Origin of the sequence: Streptomyces sp. NBC_00523, from assembly GCF_036346615.1 — a bacterium.
Lineage (GTDB): Bacteria > Actinomycetota > Actinomycetes > Streptomycetales > Streptomycetaceae > Streptomyces.
The window spans coordinates 421,677-443,057 of record NZ_CP107836.1; the positions used below are offsets into that span (position 1 = coordinate 421,677).

Genomic DNA, 21,381 nt, shown 5'->3' on the forward strand with positions numbered 1-21,381 from the left:
CCAACTCACAGAAATGCACCAGCAAGTGCAAATCAATGCCCCGAAGCGTTGAAACCGAACGCACGGGTGCCCTACTCTGCACTCGCCAGTGCAATTCTCGCTCGATCTCACCGGAGACAGTCATGGCGCATGCACAGGACGAACGTCTGGATCCCGCCCTGCGGCGGCTGATCGGCGTGATCCTGTTGGGCGGGATCATGGGGATCCTCGACGGCTCGATGATCGCCGTCGCTGCCGACACCCTCGCCCGGGACTTCGACACCTCGCTGTCCACCATCAGCTGGGTGTCCACCAGCTATCTGCTCGCGCTCACCGTCTCGATCCCCGTCACCACGTGGGCGGTCGACCGGTTCGGCGGACGCAGGCTGTGGCTGCTCGGCCTCGTCGTCTTCCTCGTCGGCTCGGTGGCCTCCGGCCTCGCCTGGAACGCACCCAGCCTCATCGTCTTCCGCGTCGTGCAGGGCCTGGGTGCCGGCCTGCTCGACCCGCTGATGCTCACCCTGCTCGCCCGCTCCTCCGGGCCCGCCCGCGCCGGACGCGTCATGGGGCTGATGGGGATCGTCGGCTCCAGCGGCCCGGTGTTCGGACCGGTCGTCGGCGGCATCATCCTCCAGGGCACCGGCTGGCGCTGGATGTTCCTGGTCAACGTCCCCATCGGCCTCGTCGCCCTGGCACTCGCCCTCAAGTTCGTGCCCGGGGACTCCCCCGCCGGGAAGTCGGCCGCCGGCAAGCTCGACATCCTCGGACTCGCCCTGATCGGACCGGGCGTGGCGGCCGGTGTGCTCGCGCTCTCGCAGGCCGCCGAACAGGCCGCGTTCGCCGTCCCGTCGGTGCTGGTGCCGCTGGTGCTCTCCGTCGTGCTGCTGGGCGGCTACGGGTTCCACGCCCTGCGACGACGCGGCGAGGGTGCGGCCGCGCCGCTCATCGACCTGCGCCTGTTCAAGCGCGGCAGCTTCGCCGCCAGTGTGACGGTCGGCTCGCTCGTCGGCCTCGCCACGTTCGCCAGCCTCTTCGCCCTGCCGCTCTACCACCAGCAGGTCCAGGGACGGAGCACCTTCGAGGCGGCCCTGCTGCTCGCCCCGCTCGGCATCGGGTCGGCCCTGTCCATGCCGGTCACCGGCCGGCTCTCGGACCGGGTCGGCTCGCGGCGCCTCGTCCAGGCGGGCGGCGCTCTCGCGCTGCTGAGCGCGCTGGCCTTCACCCGTATCGGCGCGGACACGTCCGAAGTGTGGCCGGCCGTTGACGCGTTCGCCATCGGCGTGGGTCTCGGCGCGGTCGGCGCCCCCACGATCGCCTCCCTCTACCGCACCCTGCCCGCGCCCCTGGTGCCGCAGGGGAGCTCGGTGCTCTACATGCTCAACCAGCTCGGGGCGTCGATCGGCATCGCCGTCGTGGCGCTCGTGATGCAGACCGCCGGTGACGGGGACCCGGTCCGCGGATTCCACGCCGCGTACTGGACGGTGTCGGTGGTGCTCGTCCTCGTCCTGGGGGCGGCGACCCTGCTGCCGGGCCGCCCCGCGGCCACGCCGTCGGAGGCCCCGTCCGCCGGAAGCCCGCCCGCGGAGGCCGCGACCGTAAAAGCAAGGTCCGCGGAAGCCCCGTCCGTGGGGGTCCCCACCGCATCCGTTCGTACGCGAGGAGAGAGCGAATGAGCACGCTGGTGATCGCCGGTGGCACCGACGGCATCGGCAAGGCTCTGGCCGAGGTGTACCTGGGGCGGGGCGACACGGTGGTCGTCATCGGCCGGAACCCCGAGAAGGGCCGCCGGTTCCTCGACGCCGCGGGTGCGTCGGGCGCCGCCGGGCGGGCCTTCTTCGTCACGGCCGACCTCAGCCTGCTGACGGAGACCTCCCGCGCCGCCGAGGAGATCCGCGCCGCGTTCCCGACGGTCGACGCGCTGGTGTTCTGCGCCCGCCACTACCGTTTCCGGCGCACGGAGACGGCGGAGGGGTACGAGGAGAACTTCGCGCTCTTCTACCTGAGCCGCCATGTGCTGGGCCAGGCCCTCGCCGAGCCGCTCTCCCGGGCCCCGCATCCGGTCGTCGTCAACGTGGCCGGTCCGGGCGCCGGGCTCGACATCGTCCAGTGGGACGACCTCCAGCTCAGCCGCGGCTACCACGGTGGGGCCGCGCTCGGTCACGGCGGAAAGCTCAACGACCTGCTGGGCGTCTCCTACGCCGAGCAGCACGGCCCGGCCGGGATCCGTTACGTCCTGATCCACCCCGGGGTCACGGCGACCGGCTTCTCCGGTGAGTACGACCGCGCGACACTCGCTCACATCCGGTCGATGCAGGCGCACGCGAAGCCCGTCGAGGCAGCGTTGCCGCCGATCACCGACGCCATCGACAAACCCCCCGCCGAAGCGCTCAGCGCCTACGTCGAAGGCCGTCGCATTCCGGTCGACACCCCCGACTTCGCCCCCGCCGCCGCACGCCGGCTGCGCGACCTCACCGACCGCCTCCTTGCGGGGAGTTGACACTCCTGACGAAGACCTGAAACGGCGGCCCTGGGAATCGGAGGACGCCGGACGGAGACTGGGAGGGCGCCCGCACCGCCCGCCTCTCCCGCCCCCCGACTCCCAGGAGCCCGCCACCATGTCCTACGTGTCCGCCGACCCCGTACGGGCCGTCCTCGACGATCCGCGCAGCGCGGCCGTACTCGTCACCACCGTCGCCACACGGGGACCGGACCACACCCGGCGGACCGCCGAGCAGGCCGTCGCCGCCGCGCGCCGCGCACCGTGGCCGCGCGGGCTGCTCTCCCTGACCGTGTACACCAGCGGTGACGACGACTCCGTGCTGACCTACGCCCAGTGGGACGCCGAGGACCGGATTCCGGCCACCGGCCCGTCGGACGGGGCGGGCGCCGTGTCCCGGGTGTTCCGGCACTACCGCACGGTCCGCGGCACCGCCGTGGAGGAGCCGGCGCCCGTCCCGGAGTCGTTCCCGGCGGCGTTCTTCCCCGCCGAGGACGAGCGGGCCGCCCGCGCCTGGCTCGACGGGCTGCTCGCGGGGGAAGAGCGGACGGAGGGCGACGACCGGGCCTACCCGGGTGCTCTGGCCGCGCACCTCCACATCGCCGCGGACGGCGGCCAGGTGCTCAGCTTCTCCGAGTGGGTCGCGGAGGAGCCGGCCGTCGCCCACATCGAGGCGGTGTGGGCCCCGGTGCTCAAGGACTTCGGCGGCACCGGCACGCTCTACCGCCACCACCGCACCTTCCTGCCCCCGGACGCCACCGCTCCACGCTGAGGCGGCCGCAGCGGGGCGGCGGAACACCCCGGTCCTGCCGCGAAACTACGATGACGACGCGGCGGTGTCGGACGGGCCGGGGGGCGTTGGTGGAGCGGTACGAGATCGAGACGTTTCTGACGTTGGCGGACGAGCTGCACTTCGCGCGGACCGCGGAACGGTTGCACGTGTCGCCCGGGCGGGTCAGTCAGACGGTCAAAGCGCTGGAACGGCGCGTCGGTGGCCCGTTGTTCGAACGGTCCAGCCGCCGCGTCGTCCTCACCCCGGTCGGCCGGCGGCTCCGGGAGGACCTGCTGCCCGCGTACCGGCAGATCCAGCGTGCCTTCGCCGACGCGACGGCGGCGTACTCCGGTATACGGGGCGCGTTGCGGGCCGGCTTCACCACTCCGTGGAGCGGGGAACTCCTCATCAAGGCCGGTGACGCCTTCACCGCGCGCCACCCGGACTGCACGGTCGAGCTGCTGGAAGCGACGTACAACGCCGCCATAGCCGCGCTGAGGAACGAGCAGGTCGATCTGGTGGTCGCTGAGCCGCCCGTGGAGGAAGCCGACGTCGTCGTCGGCCCGGTGGTGTTCTCCGAGCCCCGTGCGCTGGTCGTTTCCGCAAGCCACCCTCTGGCACGGCGGGCCACCGTGTCCGTGGAGGTGCTGGCCGAGCTGCCGCTGGTGACGGCCGCAGGGGTTTCGAAGGCGTTCAGCGAGTGGTTCTTCCCCGCCCGCACACCGGGCGGCCTGCCGATCGAGCACGGTCCGGCGGCGGGCGGCTGGCAGGGCGTCCTGGCGCTGGTCGGGGCCGGGAAGGGGGCCACCGTGGCGGCCGTCGCCGCCGGCAGGTACCACGTCCGGCCGGATGTCGCCTACGTGCCGTTCAATGACGCGGAGCCCGTCGACTACGCGCTGATGTGGCGCACCGGTGACCGGCCGCCGGGCCTGTCGGCCTTCATCCGGACCGTCGTGGAGCTCGCCGCGCCGGCCGGCCGCCCCTCATGCGGCTGCGGGGGCACCGACGCCTCCGGCGCTCGGCAGTGTCAGGGTTGCGGCGGCGGTCGCTAGCAGCCCGGCCGCGGCGAGCAGCACGCTCCAGCGCATCCCCGCGAGGAACGAATCCGCGCCGGCCAGCAGCGCCCCGAAGACGGCCACCGCGATCGCCCCGCCCACCTGGCGTGCCGTGTTGAGTACGGCCCCGGCGGTGCCCGCACGGTCGGCGGGCACCGCATCCAGGAGCATCGCGGTCAGGGCCGGCACCGCCAGCGCACCGCCGAGGCCGACCGGCACCATGAGCGTCGCCACCACCCACACCCCGGTGTGCGGGCCGACGACGAGCAGGGACAGCAGTCCGCCCGCGCCGACGAGCTGCCCCACGGTCATCGGGACGCGCGGTCCGTACCGGGCGGCCATCCGGGCGGAGGCCAGGTTCACCAGCGCGACCAGGGCCGTCATCGGGATGAACATCAGGCCCGCGTGCAGCGCCGTCTGCCCGCGCTCCTGCTGGAGGTAGAGGCTGAAGTCGAACACGCCCCCGTAGTAGGCGGCGTTGGCCATGAAGCCGACCACCAGGGACACCGTCACGACCCGGGTCCGGAACAGCGCCATCGGCACCATGGGGTGGGCGCCCCGCGCCTGCGCGACGAGGAACCCCGCGGCCCCGACGACGGCCACCGCCAAGGAGGCGAGGACCGCCGGGCGGCCGAAGCCCTCGGCCCCGCCCTCGATCACGCCGTACGTCAGCCCGCCCATCGCCAGGACCGCCGTCACCTGCCCCGGCACGTCCAGCCGCGCCGGCAGTCGCGGGGAGGCCGGGAGCCGGGCCAGGAGAGCCAGCGCCGCCAGGGCCGCGGGGAGATTCACGTAGAAGATCCAACGCCAGCCGGCCGACGCGGTCAGCGCCCCGCCGACCACCGGCCGGCCGCGACGGCGACGGCTCCGCCGACGGTCCAGACCGCGATCGCACGCGCCCGCTCGGCCTGATCGGGGAAGCCCTGCCGGACCAGTGCCAGCGAGGCCGGCATCATCACCGCGGCCGCCGCACCCTGGACCAGCCGGGCCGTGACGAGGACCGCGAGGCCGGGCGCGAGCCCGCAGGCGGCCGAGGCCGCCGCGAAGAGGATCAGTCCGCCTCCGAAGGCCCGCTTCGCGCCGATGCGGTCGGAGAGGGCCCCGGCGGACAGCATCAGGGCGGCGAACATCAGTGTGTAGCCGTCGACCACCCACTGGAGTCCGGACATGCCGACGCCGAGGCCGCGGCCGATGTCGGGCAGGGCGACCGTGACGATCAGCGCGTCCAGGGAGATGAGGAAGAACCCCAGCAGGGCGGCGCCCAGCACGGCGGGTGAGCCGCGCCGTTCGGTGGCCGATGCTCCGCCGGTGGTGGAGTCGAGTCCGGCGGCCATCAGCCCGCCGCCCGTACGGGCAGTGCCTGGTTGCCGTCGCCCCAGGTCGCGGTCATGACCACCGTGTCGATCACCCACCGGTCGCCATTGCGGGCCAGCTCCCAGCGGTAGTCGCCGCCGAGCGTCCACAGGGACGCGCCGTGGGCGGCGGCCAGGCGGTGGGTGGCCTGGAAGGAGGCGGTGCAGACGGCGCGGTCGCCCTCGACGATGACGAGCTGGTTGGCGATCAGGTGCTGGGTCGCGTCGTAGCCGGAGAGCGTGCCGCTCCAGGCGTCGGTGATCTCCCGCGGTGTCAGGCGGACCGGCTCTCCGCCGTTGAGACTGGTGTAGTCGAGCACGACCTTGTCGGCGAAGAGCGTGCGCAACTGCTCCCACTCCCGGCGGTCGGCGTGCACCGCCATGCGGGTGCAGGTCTCGGCGACGGCGTACCGGGAGGCGAGGGTGTGGGTGGATTCGGGCATGGTGGACGACCTGTCTGTGGGGGCGGCGGTGTTCACAGCGTGCGGGCGAAGTGCTCGGCGGCGGCATCGGCGGCCAGGCGGACCTGGGGTGCCTGGTCGTAGAAGTCGAACTGAACGCCCTCCGTCCACACGAATTCCGAGGACCCGGCCAGACCCGCGTGGAAGCGCCGGGCCCCGTCCGGGATCGCGGCGTCCTCGCTGTGCACGAGCAGCGTCGGTGCCGTGATGCGCGGGGCGAGGGCGACGGCGTCGTGGTCGAGCCATTCGGTCCAGGCCATGACGGCGTACCGATTGGGCCACTGGGGTATCCCGCCACGTTCGGGGTTCAGGTAGAAGTCGATGTCGAAGGGCATGGCGGCGTCCGGGTCGCTGCCGCTGACCACGGGCACGTAGGTGACCTCCCCGGTCTCCGCGTACCGGCCGGCGGCCTCGGCCGCCGCCGCCTTCTTCGCCTCGATGCCCTCGGGGCCTCCGTAGTTCTCCTCGCAGATCCGGCGGTCGTGCAGCCAGGGTGCGACGAGGGCGAGCGAGCGTACGCGGGGGTCCTCGGCGGCGAAGGCTCCGGCGTACATCGCGCCCGCGCACACCCCCAGCGCCCCCAGGGCCTCGCCGTTCACGGCGGGGTGGGCCAGGACGAAGTCGGCCGCCGCGCGCAGGTCGCGGACCTTCTGCGCGGGCGACTCGCAGTCGCGTGGCGCGCCGTCGGACTCGCCGTATCCGGTGAAGTCGAACGACAGCGCCGCGTAGCCGCGTGCGGCCAGCTCCCGTGCGTAGCGGTCGGCCATCTGTTCCTTGACGGACGTCCACGTTCCGGCGACCAGGACGGCGGACGGCGGGGTGGTCTCATCGGCGTCGGGCAGGTTGAGGTGACCGGCCAGTTTGCCCATGTCACCGACGAAGCTCACCTGTTCACGTACGGGCATACGCCACTCCTTGCGATCGAGGGGGAACGGGATGCCCTCACGCTGACATCCGGCGGTGTTCCGGATCAACGGCCCATGTATAAGGCGAGGTTGAGCTGAGCTAAACGTTCCCCGACGGTGTGCGGTAGCCGGACGGTGAGGACGCACGTCCGGAGGGTGGGGGCACGTTCCGGATGAACAGCACCGGCGTCACCGCGGTCGCGGCGGCGAAGAGGCCGAACGCGAGGCGCATGCCGCCCAGTTCGGCCAGCAGGCCCACCAGCGCCGCACCGAGGGGCATGGCGCCGAAGGTGAAGAGGCGGGACGCCGCACCGTAGCGGCCGAGCATCTCGTCCGGCACCCTGCGCTGCGTGAGGGTGCGGGCGTTGACGGACCAGAGGGTGCCGCCCATGCCGCCGAGGAGCGCCCCGGCCGCCACCGCCCAGAGGCTCGTCGTGAGCGCGGGCAGCGACACCATCGCGAGGGTGCCGATCAGGTCGGCGAACATCGCGCGCCGGATGCCGAGGACCCGGTTGACCCAGGTCACCGTCAGCGCCCCGGCCAGGCCGCCGACGCCGAGGGCGCTCAGCAGGATGCCGTACTCGCGGGAGCCGAGCCCCATGGTCCGCTGGGCGTAGAGCGGCATGAGCGCCAGCCAGGCACCCCAGACGGCGGAGAGCACGGCGACGATCAGGGACAGGGTGCGCAGCAGGCGGTCGTTCCAGAGGAAACGTACGCCCTCCGCGATGCGGCTGTTGACCGATGCGGGGACCGTGTCCGGGGTGGGAGCGGCGGGGCGGAAGCGGCCCACGAGCAGCAGCAGGGACAGGGCGGCGAGGGCGTAGGAGGCGCCGGTCACACCCAGCGCGATGCTGGTTCCGGCGGCCAGGAGCAGCCCTCCGACGAAGGGGCCGGCGAACTCCTGCCCCACGGTCTCCGCGCCCACCATCCAGGCGTTGGCCCGTTCGCGCCCGGCGGGCGGCACCGCGGCCGGGACCAGGGCCGACGCCGAGGTCGAGGCCACCACGTCCGCGACGCCGAGGAGCGCGCCGGCGGCGAAGAGCACGGGGAGCGCGACGCCGCCGGCGAGGGCGGAGACGGTGAGCCAGGCCATGGCGGCCACGCGCATGCCGTTCGCGGTCCAGAGCAGTCGGCGGCGGTCGAAGCGGTCGACGAGGACGCCGATGTGCAGGGCGATGAGCAGCCACGGCAGCGTGAGGGTGAGGGAGACGGCGGTGACCTGCGCGGGTGAGCCGGTGAGCTGGGCGGCGAGCAGGGGCAGGGCCATCTTCATCACGCCGTCGGCGAGGTTGGTCGCGGCGGTGAAGGCGACCAGGACGGCGGTGTTGCGGCACCCGGGGCGCGCGCGGGTGTCGTGCCGCATGGTCGCGGTGCCCGTGTGCGCAGGCGCTGTTGTCGTCATGGCCGTCCATCCCCCTGGTCGTCTCGGCAGCACGCCGTATCACCGCCTAACGCGTTAGCCGGTGAGTGAACTGTGCCCCACGCCGCCCGCACCGCGCAACCGGCAAAACCGATAGCCGGTAGGATGGCGAGGGTGTGGAAGGAGTGACGCTCATGCTGGAGCAGCCGGCCCCCGCCGTCCTGATCGAAGCCTTCGCCAACACGGTCGACGTGGAGGAAGCGAGCGACGAGATCGCCACCGCCGCCGGGTTGTCCGCCTGGCTCACCGGACGCGGTCTGCTCGACGCCCCCGCAGAGATGTCGGCGGACGTGCACACCGACTACCTCGCGCTGCGCGCGGGCCTCAGGGAGGAGTTGGGCGCGCACGTGGGCGACACCCCCGACCCCGCGCTGCTCGCCGCCGCCGAGCGCGTGCTCGCCGCGCACCCGGTGCTGGTCACCGCCCGGGGGACGCTCGCCGCCGCCCCGGGTCTGCCGTCGGCGCGCCGGCCCGTGGCCGCCCTGGGCATCGCCTGGAACGAACTGGTCACCACCGGCGACGCGGCCCGGCTCAAGCGCTGCGCGGAGCACACCTGCGCCTGGGCCTTCTGGGACATCTCGAAGAACCGCAGCCGCCGCTGGTGCTCGATGAAGGTGTGCGGCAACCGCAACAAGTCCCGCACCTACACCACCCGTAAGCGGGAAGCCGTCTGACGGGGCGTCCCGCCGGGCTCATCAGGAGCCGGGCTCATCAGGAATCGAGAAGCGGGGGCCGCCGGGGCGTCCCTAGCCTGCTGGACATGAACATCTCACCCGTACAACACACCCCGGGCAAGCGCCCGGCCGACGTGGCGCGGCTACGCCGCGTCCGTGATCTGATCGACCGGACCTACGCCGCGCCGCTCGACGTGCTGGCACTCGCGCGCGGCGCCGGCATGGCCCCCGGCTGCCTCAGCCGACGGTTCCGGACCGTCTACGGGCAGTCCCCGTACGCCTATCTGACGGCCCGTCGCGTGGACCGCGCGACGCTGCTGCTACGGGGCGAGCTCGGCGTCGGCGCCGTCTGCGCCGCGGTCGGCTGCGCGACTCCGGGGATATTCACCGCCCGCTTCACCGAGCTGACCGGCCTGACGCCGGAGCGCTTCCGCCGCCTGGCGAAGAGCGGGGCGGACAACGCGGGTGCGGCGGCTTCACCCGGCGTGGAGGGACTGCCGGCGTGCCTGGCGCAGCGGGTCGCGAGAGCGGTCAGGAATCAAGAAGCCCCGGCACCGACCCGGCCCCTAACGTGAAGTTCATGGACACCACCACTGACACCAAGCCCGCCGGCTCGCTCTCCTCCGTCACCCTTGAGGTGGCCGACGTCGAGGAGGCCCGCCGCTTCTACGCCGCCTTCGGAGTGGACACGCACATCCGGCTGAGGGCCCGCGAGGCCCAGGACACCGGGTTCCGCGGCTTCACCCTGGCGCTCACCGTGTCCGGACCGGCCACCGTCGACGGGTTCGTGGCCGCCGCGGTCGACGCCGGGGCCACCGTGCTGAAGCCGGCCGCCAAGTCGCTGTGGGGGTACGGCGGCGTCGTACAGGCCCCGGACGGGACGATCTGGAAGATCGCGACCTCGGCCAAGAAGGACACCGGCCCCGCCACCCGCGAGATCGACGAGTTCATCCTGCTGCTCGGCGTGCGGGACGTGAAGGCCACCAAGCAGTTCTACGTGGACCGGGGGCTGGCCGTGGGCAAGAGCTTCGGCGGGAAGTACGCCGAGTTCCTGCCCGGCGAGTCCTCCGCCGTCAAGCTGGCGCTGTACAAGCGGCGCGCCCTCGCCAAGGACCTCGGGGTCCCGGACGACGCGGCCGGCGCCCACCGGATCGTCCTCGGCGGCACCGCCGGCGCCTTCACCGACCCGGACGGCTTCGCCTGGGAGCCCGCCGCCGCCGACCACGCCTGACCCGCACACCCGCTCCTCCCCCATCTTTCCCGTACGAAAGGAACCCCCTGCCATGCCGACGTCGAAGTCCTCCGAGAACTACAGCGGATTCACCGCCGAGGAGCGGGCCGCGATGAAGGAGCACGCGCGCGAGGAGAAGAAGGCGGCTTCCCGGCGCGGTGCGTCCCGGGCCGAGAAGGAAGCGGCTGCGGAGCAGGACGTCCTCGCGAAGATCGCCGAGATGCAGGACGCGGACCGCGTTCTCGCCGAGCGCATCCACAAGATCATCGGAGAGGCCGCTCCGGCGCTCGCGCCGAAGCTCTGGTACGGCATGCCCGCGTACGCCAGGGACGGCAAGGTCGTCTGCCACTTCCAGAGCGCGGAGAAGTTCAAGTCGAGGTACGCCACGCTCGGCTTCAGCGACCAGGCCGCGCTGGACGACGGCGTGATGTGGCCGGCCGCGTACGCCCTGACCGAGCTGACCGCCGCCGCCGAGGAGCAGATCACCGCGCTCGTCCGGAAGGCGGCGGGCTGAGGCCCCGTGTTCCCCCGCGGTCGGCCCCGGTCGGGGTTGACCGCGATGTGAGACTTGCGCCATGGACATGGGGCGTGAGTCACGGTGGGAGAAGGACGCGATGACGGTGGAGATCGTCTTCGCCCTGGTATCGGCCGCCGTGCTGGGGGCGGCCGTCTTCGCGGTGTCCTTCGCCGCCGTCCTGGCCTTCGACGTCACCGGCCCGGCACGTGACCGCACCCTGACCGGCGGTGCGCTGCTCGGAGCGGCGGCCGGGGTGTGGCGCGTGGTCCGGGTGCTGCGCCGCTTCGACGCGGAGCGCCGTAAGGGGCACTGAGCCGTCGAGGCCTACGCTCCGGCCTGCAGGCGCAGTCCGGCCAGGGTCAGGTCCAGCGCGGAGCGGAACTGGTCCACGTCGTCGTGGCCGTCGAACTCGTCGATGATCTCGTGCACGAACGGGTAGTCCGCCGGGTCCAGCTCGCGCCAGGCACTGGCGAAGCGGCCGAGGTACTCGTCGCGGTCCACGGCACCGTCGAGGATCTCCTGCGGCGGCTCCTGGCCCATGTCGACGGCAGAGCCGACGACGACTCCGACGACCGCGGACACCGCGTGGAACCGCTGGCGCGCGGTGAGCTTCAGGCGCAGCGTCTGCCGGCCGAGCTGTTCGTACAGGCGCAGCGAATTGCTCTGGAGGTTGGTGTTGCGCATGAAGTACGCGCCGAGCCAGGGCCGGTCCGCGATCGCGTCGAACAGCGTCACGGCCATCGCGCGGAGGTTGTCGATGGGGTCGTCGCCCTCCGGAAGCTTCTCGATGTCGGCGAGCACCGTGCCCACCACGTGATCAGTGGCGAGGTCCAGCAGTTCGTCCTTGCTCTCCACATACCAGTAGATGCTGGCGACGCCGCCGCCCAGGCGCTGCGCGAGCGCGCGGAACGTGAGCGCGGGCGCACCGGCCTCGTCCAGCAGGGCCACCGCCTCGGTGAGCACGGACTCCATCGAGTGCGAAGCCCGGCGGCGCCCTCCGTCCGACCGGCGCCGCTGCGGCTGTGCCATGGCTTTTCCTCTCGCTTTTTGCATCGCATCGAACGTTGTTCTATCGTAGCTCATCGTACGGCGTTCGATAGCCGAACGATGTTCGACCGAAAGGACCGCGCCATGACTACCGCCCCACCCGTGAACGGGTCCCGTTCGTATCCCTCGCTGCGCGCGGCGTGGATACCCCTGGCCGCCCTGTGCCTGGCCTTCTTCGTCGAGATGGTCGACAACACCCTGCTGTCGATCGCCCTGCCCACGATCGGCCGCGACCTGGGCAGCGGCACGACCGCGTTGCAGTGGGTCACCGGCGCCTACTCGCTGACGTTCGGCGGCCTCCTGCTGACCGCCGGATCGATGGCGGACCGGCTCGGCCGCCGCCGGGTGCTGCTCATCGGGCTCACCGTGTTCGGGGCGCTCAGCCTGTGCGTCGCGCTCGTCTCCACCGCGGGCGAGCTGATCGCCCTGCGCGCCGCGCTCGGCGTGGCGGCCGCCGCGATGGCTCCGATCACGAACTCGCTGGTCTTCCGCCTGTTCGACGACAAGGCGCTGCGGATGCGCGCGATGACCGTCATGATCATCGTGGGCATGTCCGGCTTCGTCCTGGGCCCGCTGCTCGGCGGTACGGCGCTGGCGCACGTCCGGTGGGAGTGGCTGCTGCTCGTCAACGCCCCGATCGCGCTGATCGCGTGCATCGGCGTCCGGCTCGGCGTCCCGGCCGACCGCCCCGAGGACCTGACCAAGGACAGGCTCGACGTGCCGGGCGCGCTGCTGAGCGTCGCCGCCATCGGGCTCGCTTGCTACTCGCTGACCAGCGGTGTCGAGCACGGCTGGCTCTCCGGGATCACCCTGGCGTCCGTCGTGGGCGCGGTCGCGGCCGCGGTCGGCTTCGTGCGGCACGAGCGGCGCACCGCGGCGCCCATGCTGGATCTGCGGGTCTTCTCGAACGGCACAGTGCGGGGGGCCGCGCTCGCGCAGATCGGGACGTCCATCGCGATGGCCAGTGTGATGTTCGGGCTGATCCTGCACTTCCAGTACGCGTACGGGTGGAGCCCGGTCCGGGCCGGCCTGGCCAACCTGCCCATCATCGTGACGATGCTCATGGCCACCCCGCTGTCCGAGTGGCTCGCCCGCCGGTTCGGCCACCGCATCGCCTGCCTGGTGGGCGCGGCCTGCCTGGCGGGGTCGCTGGCCGGTCTCGCCTGGGGCGTCGAGCACGGGTACGCCGTCATCGCGGTGTGCATGGTGCTCATGACCGTGGGGCTGCGCACCGTGATGACGATCTGCGCGGTGGCCCTGGTGGACGCGATGCCCAGCAACCGCACCTCGATCGCCGCCGCCCTGAACGACACCGCCCAGGAGGTCGGCTCCAGCGTCGGCACCGCGGTGGTCGGCACGCTGATCGCCGCACTGGTCACCACGTCGCTCCCGGCCGGGGTCTGGAGCAGCGACCTCGTCGCCTCCTTCTTCCACGGCGAACGGATCACCTACGCACTGCTCGCCGTCGTCGTCGGGCTGATCGCGGCCGGCGGCGCGCTGAGCCTCACCGACTCGCACAGCGTCGAGGAACACCCCGTCGAGGAACCCGCCTGATGTACGCCCCGGCAGCGGAGCCCGTCGGTCCCGGGCTCAGTTGCCGGGGGGAGCGCCCGGTCGCACACGCGGCCGGGCGCTCCTTCCGTCACCGGCGTCCGCCGAACTCCCAGTCGTGGACCTCGATGTCGGCGTACCGGTCCGCGGTGAGGACGGCGCGTGCCTCGTCCGGGCTCGCGGCCCTGAGCAGGCAGGCCGTACCGAGCCAGGTCCCGCCGTCGTCGGACAGCAGGGGCCCGTACGCGATCAGGTCGTCCTGGGCGGCCGGCAGGCCCGGGTCGGCCGCGGGACCTTCGCCGAGGCCGATCACCAGATAGCGGTTGCCGCCCTCCGAGCCTCCGGGAAAGTCCCACATGGTGCGGCCCAGCACGTTGCGCCAACGACGTATCAGCACGTCCCGATAGGCACCTGCCTGGTAGTTGGGCTCGTCGAAGGCGAACGCCCGGGCGGTGGCCGCATCGGGGAGGTCCACGATGTGCACGCTTCCGGTGGGTGTCTCACCGTCAGCGGCGAAGGTCGGGCCCCGGGCGATCAGCTCCTTCGCGTACCGGTCCATGTAGGACCAGTGCTCCTCCAGCAACTCTTCGCGCAGGGCGAGGGAGCCCGGCCGGTCTCGGTGGTAGCAGAAGTACTCCATGACCACGGACCCTTCCGTGTCGACGGCTCCCGCTCAACCGGTTTCGGGTCACCGGTACGCGGTGGCGACGGTCCCGAGAGGACCGGCAGTGCTACCGAGGTCTGACGGCAGGGTTGGCTCCCCGGTATGACGCCTTCGGCGCGGCCGTACCCCTACCGTCCGGTCATCGCACCGAACCCGAGAAGGGGCTCCCCATGACGCTCGCGCCCGACGCCCTCCCCGCGCCCCGTCGCCCGCTGCCGCGGCGCGCCGCTCTGCTCCTGGTCCATGCGCTGCTGGCCCTGCCCGCCACCGTCCTCGCGCTGGTGCTGGCCCTGACCGGCAACGCGTCCGCCGCCGGACGGCTTCAGCGGCGCCTGGCGTCCCTCGGCGGGCCGACCGCGTCCCCGGCGGACGCGCCCCATCCGCCCACACCGGACCGTTTCCGCACCGTCGTCGGCCGGGCCCTCCGGGGCCTCCCGGCGAATGCCCTCGCCTTCGCCCTGGCCGCCCCCTCCGTGGTCCTTCTCCTTACTCGCGGCCTGCTGTACCCGCTGGCCACGGCGGGCGAGGACACCTCCCACGCCTGGGGCGGCCCCACCCCGGCAGGCGCCTGGGCCGCCCACTTCGCCATCGCCCTGGCCATGGTCACGGTGGTGGCGGTACTCCTCACCGCCACCCGCCGCCCGCACCGGTGGTAACCGACGAGAACCGCTCTCGTCCGTCGGCGTCAGCCGGTCGCGCCGTCAACCACCCCGGACAGCGCGTCGGCGGACTCCGGGGTCAGGCGGTAGAAGCCCTGAAGGCTGATCGAGTTTTCGAGGCGGCCGTCCACCACGTACTTCAGAACGCGCGTCCGGCCTCGACGGTTCTGCCAGGTCAGCTGCGGGAGCAGGTCGCCGGGGACCGGCACGTCGAAGCGCACGGGGGTCGCCGCCACGTGCACCGCCTCGGCGCCGCAGCCGTCGCCACCGAGCATCGACCAGTCGTCGTGACCCGGATGGGCCGGGTCCTCCCAGGTGGCGGGAGGCGTGCCGCAGCAGTCACCCCGCTCCCTGTCCACCACGCGCAGCCGGCTCACCACGTAGACCTGGCGCTGGTTGACGTGCACCGCGTACACCGTGTCCCCGGCGCTCGCGCCCGCCCACCTGGGCAGGGACGAGTGCACACCGCTGAAGGCAACCGGCGGCCGCTCACCCACCCGCCCCGCCTTGCGCAGGGCCCGGCACACGTCATGGGTCCACAGGACCGTGAAGGCATCAGACATGGCGTGATCGTACGGACGGAGACTGACATCGACGGCCACGCTCGTGCCAGGGTGGGCGGCATGGACTGGCAGACCGAAAGCGGCGCGGGACCGTAAAGGCGGTGTGTCATCGTCGTCCTGGACATCGACCTGTCGCGGAGACGTCTGTTGTTCACCCAGGCGGACGGCAGCCGGTAGGCGTGTCGCCCGGTCAGGGCACTGGGCCCCGCCGCTGCTGGGTCGGCGATGAGTTTGCGGGGTGGTGGCGGTCCTTACTGATACACCCACCGACCGTGAAGGGACAGTCCGATGACCAGCCTCATGGTGGACTTCATCATTTCGCTCGACGGCTACGCGTCCGCAGAGGGCTGGCCCGGGTTCTGGGGCATGGAGGGACCCGAATACCTCGCCTGGATCGACAGCGAGAGCGAGAAGCGACATGTCAGCCTGATGGGGGCCACGACCTACCGGCTCATGTCGGGGTTCGCCGCCCAGATGCCCGATGACCCCGGGTTCGCCGAGCTGAACGGCATGCCCAAGGTCGTGTTCTCGTCCACTCTGGAACCGCCTCTCTTCTGGGAGAACGCCGAGCTTGTCAGGGGCGACGCCGTCGAGGCCGTGAGGGAGATGAAGCGGACGGAGACGCGTCCGCTGCGTACCCTCGGCAGCCTGAGTCTGTGCCGGGCGCTGCTCGTGGCCGGGCTCGTGGACCGCTTCCGCGTCGTCGTCTTCCCGGTCATCACCGGCGCCACCGGGCAGGAGAGGATCTTCGACGCATACCCCGATGTCCGCCTCGATCTGGTCGAGAGCCGCACCTTCGACGGCCGGCTCCAACTGCTGGAGTACGCCCCCACCGTTCTCGACGCGCCGCCCGGCGAAGACGGTGGAGGTCCGGATCAGGCGTCCTGAGGCCGTGCCCGAGCGGTGGCGTCCGCGTCCACGGTGAACGTCTCGCCGGAGGCCGGTACGCCGACTCCGTGCCAGGTGAACGGGATTCCATTCGCCGTCTCCAGGTCCGGCCCGTCCATCAGCTGGAAGTGCACATGGGGCTGGGTGGAGTTGCCCGAGTTGCCGCAGCGGCCGAGCAGATCGCCGGGCCCCACCTCGTCGCCCGGCCGGACGCGCAGGGAGCCACGCTGCACGTGCGCGTACACGGCGTGCGTTCCGTCGCCCAGGTCGAGGACTATGTGGTTGCCCACGATGCGACGGCTGCCGCCTAGGGTCCGGCCCACCCCCTCGACCAGCCAGAAGTACAGGACACCGGCGAGCGAGCTGCGGCTCAGGTGGTCGCGCTGACCGTCCTCCGCGTGCACGACGGTCGCGGCGGCGACCGCGTACAAGGGCGCGCCGAAGGCGGGATAGTCCCGGTTGCGCTGGGCGACGGGCCAGAACCAGACGGGGGCGGGCCGGGCGGGTCCCTCCGCGGGCTCGGCCACGATGTCGATGGCGTAGGTCTGCGCCAGGCTGTGCGTCCCGTGGCTCGGGACCTTGTCGGCGGGGCTGTTGACCGCGGACCAGCGGCCGGTCACCGGGGGCGCCACCGCGACGGCGGCCGGGGAGCGGGTCCCGATCCGGTGGCGGGCGGAGCGCGCTGCCATCAGGCCGATTCCCATCGCGCCGAGCGCCGGGAGCCAGCTCCACCAGTAGGTGTAGGGCAGTTCCACGAAGCGCTCGACGACGATCTGGGCGAAGAAGACCACCCACAGCGCGTACTGAACCTTCGCGGCGATCTTCCTTCGGTTCACGGACATGTTCTCCCCCCTGAACGTAGATCGGTGCACCCCATCGGTCAGGTCACGGGGCGTGCGGCGGTGAGCACCACCAGGAGCGGCACGACTCGCCCGGCCGGTATCTCGTAGCGGCCGCGCTCCGGGGAGTGCAGCCAGCCGGCGCCCGTCAGCTGGCGCAGATGGTGGTAGACCTGGCCGGTCGTCCCGACGCCTTCGAGCGCGGTCAGTTCGGCCGCGGTGCGCAGCCCGCCCAGCACCTCGCGCAGCAGCGTCAGCCGTACGGGGTTGCCGAGCGCGGCGAACGACGCGGCGGCGTCCGACCAGTTGTCGTCCAGCACCGTCTCGGTCAGCAACCCGTACTGCCATTCGTAGCGATGCCCGGTCGGTACACGCACCGCTCCGGTGAACAGCACGGCGCCGTCCGCCTCCTCCGTCACCGGATGCCGTGCCTTCAGCGCGTCGAGCGCCCAGAAGTCGGCCTCCGACACGGCGGGCGCGGCGGGCGCCGCCTCCACCAGCTCGGCCAGGCGTCGTTCGAGCTCGGTGACACGCTCCTCCAAGTCCATGGAACGAGATTACGTAATTACGTAGTCACGTGCAAGGGTGAATCCGCGTCCCCCTCACACGGCATAATTGCGCAGTCCAGACTGCGCACCCTAGGCTGCACGTATGAACGAGACCGAGCAGACCGTCTCCGAGACGGCCGCACGCGCGGCGCACGAGATCCGCGTGGTGTACAGCCGGCTGCGGCGGCGCCTGCGGGAGACGTACGACCGCGACGAGCTCACGCCCTCCCAGACCTCCGTCCTCAGCCGGCTCGACAAGGACGGCGAGGCGTCGGTGGTCGAGCTGGCCGCCGCCGAGGGCGTACGGCACCAGTCGGTGACGAGCACCGTCGGTGCCCTGGCCGAGCGTGGCCTGGTCGGCCGCCGCCCGGACCCGGAGGACGGCCGCCGCCAGCTGGTGTACGTGACCGACAGCGGGCACACCTTCCTGGAGGACCGCCGGCTCGCCGGGGAGGGCTGGCTCGCCCGGGCCCTGGAGGACCACTGCACGGAGGAGGAGCGGCGCGAGCTCCTGGCGGCGATGGCCGTCCTGGAGCGGATCGTCCGGTCGTGAGTACGGGAATGACGCGCGCCCTGAAACGGTGGCGCCCCGAGCGGGACAAGGGCCCGGCGCAGGGCTTCGACCGGCGGCTGCTCGCCCCGATGATGACGGGGGCCGCCCTCAATCCGGTCAACTCCTCCATCATCTCGGTCTCGCTGGTCCCGATCGGGGCCGCCTTCGGTGCTCCGCCCGCCCAGACCGCGTGGCTGATCTCCGCCCTCTATCTGGCGACCGCGACAGGCCAGCCGGTGATGGGCCGGCTGATCGACCTGTTCGGGCCCCGGCGGCTGTTCCTCGCCGGGACCGCGCTGACCGGGATCGCCGGGGTCGTCGGCATGCTGGCGCCCAGTCTCGGCGTGCTCGTCGCCGCGCGGGTGCTGCTCGGCTTCGGCACCTGCTCCGGCTACCCGGCCGCCATGTACCTGATCCGCAGCGAGGCCCGGCGCACCGGCGAGAAGAGCCCGGCCGGGGTGCTGACCGCGCTCGCGATCACCACGCAGACCATCGCCGTCGTCGGCCCGAGCGTCGGCGGACTGCTCGTCGGCATCGGCGGCTGGCGCGCCACTCTCGCCGTCAACATCCCGCTGGCGCTCCTCGGCCTGTACCTCGGGGCGCGCCGCATCCCCGCGCTTCCCGGGACGGCCCGCGCGGACGACCGCGCCTGGGCGCGGAGCCTGGACCTGCCGGGGATGGGGCTGTTCGCCGTCGCGCTGTCGTGCCTGCTGCTGTTCCTGATGGACATCGGCAGCGGCGACTGGTACCTGCTGGTGCTCACCCTCGTGGCCGGGGCCGGATTCACCTGGCGCGAACTGCGGGCAGAGGAGCCGTTCATCGACGTACGGGTGCTCGGCGGGAACCTGCCCCTGGTCGCCACGTACGGCCGCGCGCTGCTCTGTTACGTCGTCACCTACGCGTTCCTGTACGGATTCACCCAGTGGACCGAGCAGGGGCGCGGGCTGTCCGCCTCGCAGGCGGGGCTGGTCCAGCTGCCGCTGTTCGCGACGGGGATCGCCGTCTCCGCCCTCACCGGACGGCGCCAGGCGGTGCGCGGGAAGCTCCTGGTCGGCGCGGTCGGGCAGATCGCGGCCTGCGCGATGCTGCTCCTCCTGCACGGCGACAGCCCCGTGTGGATGCTGCTGGCCGTCGTGGTCGTCCTGGGTGTGCCGCAGGGCCTGAACGGCCTCGCCCTTCAGAACGCGGTCTACCACCAGGCCGACGCCGACCGCATCGGCTCCTCCGCCGGGCTGCTGCGTACCTTCGGCTACCTCGGCGCCATCACCGCGTCGGCCGCCAACGGCGCCTTCTTCGGGCAGCGCGCCGACACCCCGGGCCTGCACCACCTGGCCTGGTTCATGCTCGCCGCCGGCGTCCTGTTCCTCGCGGTCACCGTCGCCGACCGCTCGCTGCGCCGTATCGGCGAGAGCTCCGAGAACGACTCCCAGAACGATGAGGAATCCCCATGACCCGCCCCGCCCTGCTCGTGATGGACCTGCAGAAGGCCGTCGTCGGCCGCGTCCCCGACCTCGACGCCGGCTTCACCCCGCGCCTCGCCCGGGCCGTCGCCGCGGCCCGTGCGGCCGACGTGCCCGTCGTGCACGTCGTCGTCGGCTTCCGGCCGGGCCGCCCGGAGGCCAAGTCCAGTCCGCTCTTCGGCGCCCTGCCCGCAGGGGCCTTCACCGAGGCCGATCCGGGGGCGGAGATCCACCCCGACGTCGCGCCACTCGCAGGCGAGGCCGTCGTCACCAAGAAGCGGGTCAGCGCCTTCACGGGCAGCGATCTCGATCTCGTCCTGCGCGGCGCGGGCGTCGACCACCTGGTCCTGACCGGTCTCGCCACCAGCGGCGTCGTACTCTCGACGCTCCGCCAGGCCGCCGACCTCGACTACTGGCTCACGGTCCTGGCCGACGGCTGCGCCGACCGCGACCCGGAGGTGCACCGCGTACTCACGGAGAAGGTGTTCCCGAACCAGAGCGAGGTCACCACGGTGGACGGCTGGATCGCGGGCCTGGGCTGACCCCGGGCCGGGTCGGGGCCGAGGTCAGCCCAGGCCCCGACCACCGGCTCACCCCGGCTCCACGGCGTCCAGATCGTCGGCGTAGTGCTCGATCGCCCGCCGGTACTGCCGCACCCCGGGGTCGTCGGAGGCGGTGGCCAGCGTCTTCAGGAGCAGGCCCACCGCCTCGCGGCCCTCGCCGCGGTTGTACAACGTCATGGCCAGGAACGCCCGGAGCGCCGGGTCCTCCGGGAAGGCGTCGAGCCCGCGCCGCAGGGTCCGCGCGGCCTCCTCGTAACGCCCCAGGACCCGGTACGTGCTCCCCAGCCCGAGGAACGCCCCGTGCCGGTCCTCGCGGGCCAGGCCCTCCCCCGCCAGCGCCCGCTCGTAGAACGGCACGGCCTCCGCCTCCAGGCCGAGGACGTCGTGCACCCGGGCGGTCTGGTAGGCGATCACGGCGTCCTGCGGATACCGCCCGGCCAGCCCCAGCAACCGCTCCCGGGCCGCCCCGGCCTCACCCTGCTCCCGCAGCCGCACGGCACGCGCCAGGGCCAGGTCCTTCTCATGGTCATCCACGCTCATGCGGCCTACGGTGGCACACCCGGATCACCCGAACACCAGCAGGCCGACGAACTCGACGCCGAGCGCCAGTGTCCCCCAGAGGAGGATGTCCACCACCGGCCGCACCGGGCGACCGGCACGCTCGCGCCGCAGGGTGAGGTGGACGGCCACGGCCGCCGGTGCCGAGACGGCCCACAGCACTGCGGCGGCCAGCGCGCCGTGCGCGGCGAGTTGGCCCCATTCCCCGGACCCCGTCCGCGCCATCAGGACCAGCGTGGGAAGTCCGGCCGCCGCCGGCACTCCGAGGAGCGTGGCCGCCACCACGTACCGCCGACGCGCACCACGCCCCCGGCGCCTGCCGAACCAGTGCGCCGCGGCCACCAGCGGCAGAACGTAGACGAAGGTGAGCAGTGTGCTCAGCACCCAGAGCAGCGGCGCGCCCGCCACCAGCATCACCACGAGGGACCCCTCGGGCGCGGCCAGCCGGCCGGACCACAGCGGAGCGGACGCGAGGAGGGCCACGCACAGGACCGCGACGGAGACGGACGACGGCGCCGACCCGGCGCGCTCGGCCGCAAACCCTCTGTCGAGCCGCGTCATGCGCCCTCCCCCGCTCCGGCGCACCTTAGGGCACACCCCCCACCACCCGCACCCCCACGCTGTG

The 21,381-nt window shown here is 72.6% G+C and carries 25 protein-coding genes and 1 pseudogene; 15 read left to right on the forward strand and 11 right to left on the reverse strand.

Going from position 1 to position 21,381, the window contains the following annotated elements; all coding sequences use genetic code 11:
* The first annotated feature begins 122 nt into the window (after positions 1–122).
* From OHS17_RS02050 to OHS17_RS02065, 4 genes are all read left to right on the forward strand, one after another.
* Positions 123–1,652, forward strand: coding sequence for a DHA2 family efflux MFS transporter permease subunit (locus OHS17_RS02050; RefSeq protein WP_330310768.1), 1,530 nt, complete (start codon positions 123–125; stop codon positions 1,650–1,652).
* Positions 1,649–2,476: an SDR family NAD(P)-dependent oxidoreductase gene (locus OHS17_RS02055; RefSeq protein WP_330310769.1), complete on the forward strand. Its 828-nt coding sequence runs from the start codon at positions 1,649–1,651 to the stop codon at positions 2,474–2,476. Before OHS17_RS02050 ends, OHS17_RS02055 begins: the two co-directional genes overlap by 4 nt.
* A 118-nt stretch (positions 2,477–2,594) precedes the next feature.
* Positions 2,595–3,248, forward strand: a complete 654-nt coding sequence (locus OHS17_RS02060; RefSeq protein WP_330310770.1) for a hypothetical protein — start codon at positions 2,595–2,597, stop codon at positions 3,246–3,248.
* 89 nt (positions 3,249–3,337) lie between these two features.
* The gene (locus OHS17_RS02065; protein ID WP_330310771.1) at positions 3,338–4,300 is read left to right on the forward strand and encodes a LysR family transcriptional regulator; all 963 of its coding nucleotides are present in this window, start codon (positions 3,338–3,340) and stop codon (positions 4,298–4,300) included.
* Here the strand turns inward: OHS17_RS02065 and OHS17_RS02070 are convergent.
* The 4 genes and pseudogenes from OHS17_RS02070 to OHS17_RS02085 form a co-directional block, all read right to left on the reverse strand.
* A pseudogene (locus OHS17_RS02070) lies at positions 4,232–5,637 on the reverse strand (MFS transporter). The gene OHS17_RS02065 and the pseudogene OHS17_RS02070 overlap by 69 nt on opposite strands.
* Positions 5,637–6,098 (reverse strand): nuclear transport factor 2 family protein, encoded by a 462-nt coding sequence (locus tag OHS17_RS02075; protein ID WP_330310772.1) that lies wholly within the window; start codon positions 6,096–6,098, stop codon positions 5,637–5,639. The pseudogene OHS17_RS02070 and the gene OHS17_RS02075 overlap by 1 nt, the downstream one beginning before the upstream one ends.
* 32 nt (positions 6,099–6,130) lie before the next feature.
* On the reverse strand, positions 6,131–7,021 hold the full coding sequence (locus OHS17_RS02080) for an alpha/beta hydrolase (RefSeq protein ID WP_330310773.1): 891 nt from the start codon (positions 7,019–7,021) through the stop codon (positions 6,131–6,133).
* A 100-nt stretch (positions 7,022–7,121) separates the two neighbouring features.
* The gene (locus tag OHS17_RS02085) at positions 7,122–8,384 is read right to left on the reverse strand and encodes an MFS transporter (protein ID WP_330315130.1); all 1,263 of its coding nucleotides are present in this window, start codon (positions 8,382–8,384) and stop codon (positions 7,122–7,124) included.
* A gap of 191 nt (positions 8,385–8,575) precedes the next feature.
* On the opposite strand from OHS17_RS02085, the gene OHS17_RS02090 reads away from it, so the two are divergent.
* From OHS17_RS02090 to OHS17_RS02110, 5 genes are all read left to right on the forward strand, one after another.
* On the forward strand, positions 8,576–9,115 hold the full coding sequence (locus OHS17_RS02090; protein WP_330310774.1) for a CGNR zinc finger domain-containing protein: 540 nt from the start codon (positions 8,576–8,578) through the stop codon (positions 9,113–9,115).
* A gap of 86 nt (positions 9,116–9,201) precedes the next feature.
* Positions 9,202–9,690 (forward strand): helix-turn-helix transcriptional regulator, encoded by a 489-nt coding sequence (locus OHS17_RS02095; RefSeq protein WP_330310775.1) that lies wholly within the window; start codon positions 9,202–9,204, stop codon positions 9,688–9,690.
* A gap of 5 nt (positions 9,691–9,695) precedes the next feature.
* A complete protein-coding gene (locus OHS17_RS02100) occupies positions 9,696–10,346 on the forward strand; it encodes a glyoxalase (RefSeq protein ID WP_330310776.1) in 651 nt (216 codons plus the stop codon).
* 52 nt (positions 10,347–10,398) lie between these two features.
* Complete coding sequence (locus OHS17_RS02105; protein WP_330310777.1) at positions 10,399–10,860, forward strand: iron chaperone; 462 nt, start codon at positions 10,399–10,401, stop codon at positions 10,858–10,860.
* 61 nt (positions 10,861–10,921) lie between these two features.
* Complete coding sequence (locus tag OHS17_RS02110; RefSeq protein ID WP_330310778.1) at positions 10,922–11,176, forward strand: DUF6332 family protein; 255 nt, start codon at positions 10,922–10,924, stop codon at positions 11,174–11,176.
* 11 nt (positions 11,177–11,187) lie between these two features.
* On the opposite strand, the gene OHS17_RS02115 is transcribed toward OHS17_RS02110, so the two are convergent.
* Positions 11,188–11,835: a TetR/AcrR family transcriptional regulator gene (locus OHS17_RS02115; protein ID WP_330315131.1), complete on the reverse strand. Its 648-nt coding sequence runs from the start codon at positions 11,833–11,835 to the stop codon at positions 11,188–11,190.
* Between the two features lie 159 nt (positions 11,836–11,994).
* Between OHS17_RS02115 and OHS17_RS02120 the strand changes: the two genes are divergently transcribed.
* Entirely contained in the window at positions 11,995–13,464 is a 1,470-nt protein-coding gene (locus tag OHS17_RS02120; RefSeq protein ID WP_330310779.1) for an MFS transporter, read from the forward strand.
* Between the two features lie 88 nt (positions 13,465–13,552).
* Here OHS17_RS02120 and OHS17_RS02125 read toward each other — a convergent pair whose 3' ends face one another.
* Positions 13,553–14,101, reverse strand: coding sequence for a YciI family protein (locus OHS17_RS02125; RefSeq protein ID WP_330310780.1), 549 nt, complete (start codon positions 14,099–14,101; stop codon positions 13,553–13,555).
* 194 nt (positions 14,102–14,295) lie between these two features.
* Between OHS17_RS02125 and OHS17_RS02130 the strand changes: the two genes are divergently transcribed.
* Complete coding sequence (locus OHS17_RS02130) at positions 14,296–14,781, forward strand: hypothetical protein (RefSeq protein ID WP_330310781.1); 486 nt, start codon at positions 14,296–14,298, stop codon at positions 14,779–14,781.
* A 29-nt stretch (positions 14,782–14,810) separates the two neighbouring features.
* Here the strand turns inward: OHS17_RS02130 and OHS17_RS02135 are convergent, their stop codons facing one another.
* Positions 14,811–15,347: a hypothetical protein gene (locus OHS17_RS02135; RefSeq protein ID WP_330310782.1), complete on the reverse strand. Its 537-nt coding sequence runs from the start codon at positions 15,345–15,347 to the stop codon at positions 14,811–14,813.
* A 288-nt stretch (positions 15,348–15,635) separates the two neighbouring features.
* On the opposite strand from OHS17_RS02135, the gene OHS17_RS02140 reads away from it, so the two are divergent.
* Positions 15,636–16,235, forward strand: coding sequence for a dihydrofolate reductase family protein (locus tag OHS17_RS02140; RefSeq protein WP_330310783.1), 600 nt, complete (start codon positions 15,636–15,638; stop codon positions 16,233–16,235).
* Here the strand turns inward: OHS17_RS02140 and OHS17_RS02145 are convergent.
* Positions 16,223–17,077 carry a M23 family metallopeptidase gene (locus tag OHS17_RS02145; protein ID WP_330310784.1) on the reverse strand — a complete coding sequence of 285 codons (855 nt, stop codon included), beginning with the start codon at positions 17,075–17,077 and terminating at the stop codon, positions 16,223–16,225. The genes OHS17_RS02140 and OHS17_RS02145 overlap by 13 nt on opposite strands.
* A 38-nt stretch (positions 17,078–17,115) precedes the next feature.
* Positions 17,116–17,622 carry an ArsR/SmtB family transcription factor gene (locus OHS17_RS02150; protein ID WP_330310785.1) on the reverse strand — a complete coding sequence of 169 codons (507 nt, stop codon included), beginning with the start codon at positions 17,620–17,622 and terminating at the stop codon, positions 17,116–17,118.
* A 103-nt stretch (positions 17,623–17,725) separates the two neighbouring features.
* Between OHS17_RS02150 and OHS17_RS02155 the strand changes: the two genes are divergently transcribed.
* The 3 genes from OHS17_RS02155 to OHS17_RS02165 are packed head-to-tail and all read left to right on the forward strand — an operon-like array spanning position 17,726 to position 20,177.
* Positions 17,726–18,175, forward strand: a complete 450-nt coding sequence (locus OHS17_RS02155) for a MarR family winged helix-turn-helix transcriptional regulator (RefSeq protein ID WP_330310786.1) — start codon at positions 17,726–17,728, stop codon at positions 18,173–18,175.
* Positions 18,176–18,183: 8 nt separating this feature from the next.
* Positions 18,184–19,626 carry an MFS transporter gene (locus OHS17_RS02160; RefSeq protein ID WP_330315132.1) on the forward strand — a complete coding sequence of 481 codons (1,443 nt, stop codon included), beginning with the start codon at positions 18,184–18,186 and terminating at the stop codon, positions 19,624–19,626.
* A complete protein-coding gene (locus tag OHS17_RS02165; protein WP_330310787.1) occupies positions 19,623–20,177 on the forward strand; it encodes a cysteine hydrolase family protein in 555 nt (184 codons plus the stop codon). Before OHS17_RS02160 ends, OHS17_RS02165 begins: the two co-directional genes overlap by 4 nt.
* Positions 20,178–20,225: 48 nt before the next feature.
* On the opposite strand, the gene OHS17_RS02170 is transcribed toward OHS17_RS02165, so the two are convergent.
* Entirely contained in the window at positions 20,226–20,738 is a 513-nt protein-coding gene (locus OHS17_RS02170) for a tetratricopeptide repeat protein (RefSeq protein WP_330310788.1), read from the reverse strand.
* 24 nt (positions 20,739–20,762) lie between these two features.
* Positions 20,763–21,317, reverse strand: coding sequence for a hypothetical protein (locus tag OHS17_RS02175; protein ID WP_330310789.1), 555 nt, complete (start codon positions 21,315–21,317; stop codon positions 20,763–20,765).
* Between the last annotated feature and the right edge of the window lie 64 nt (positions 21,318–21,381).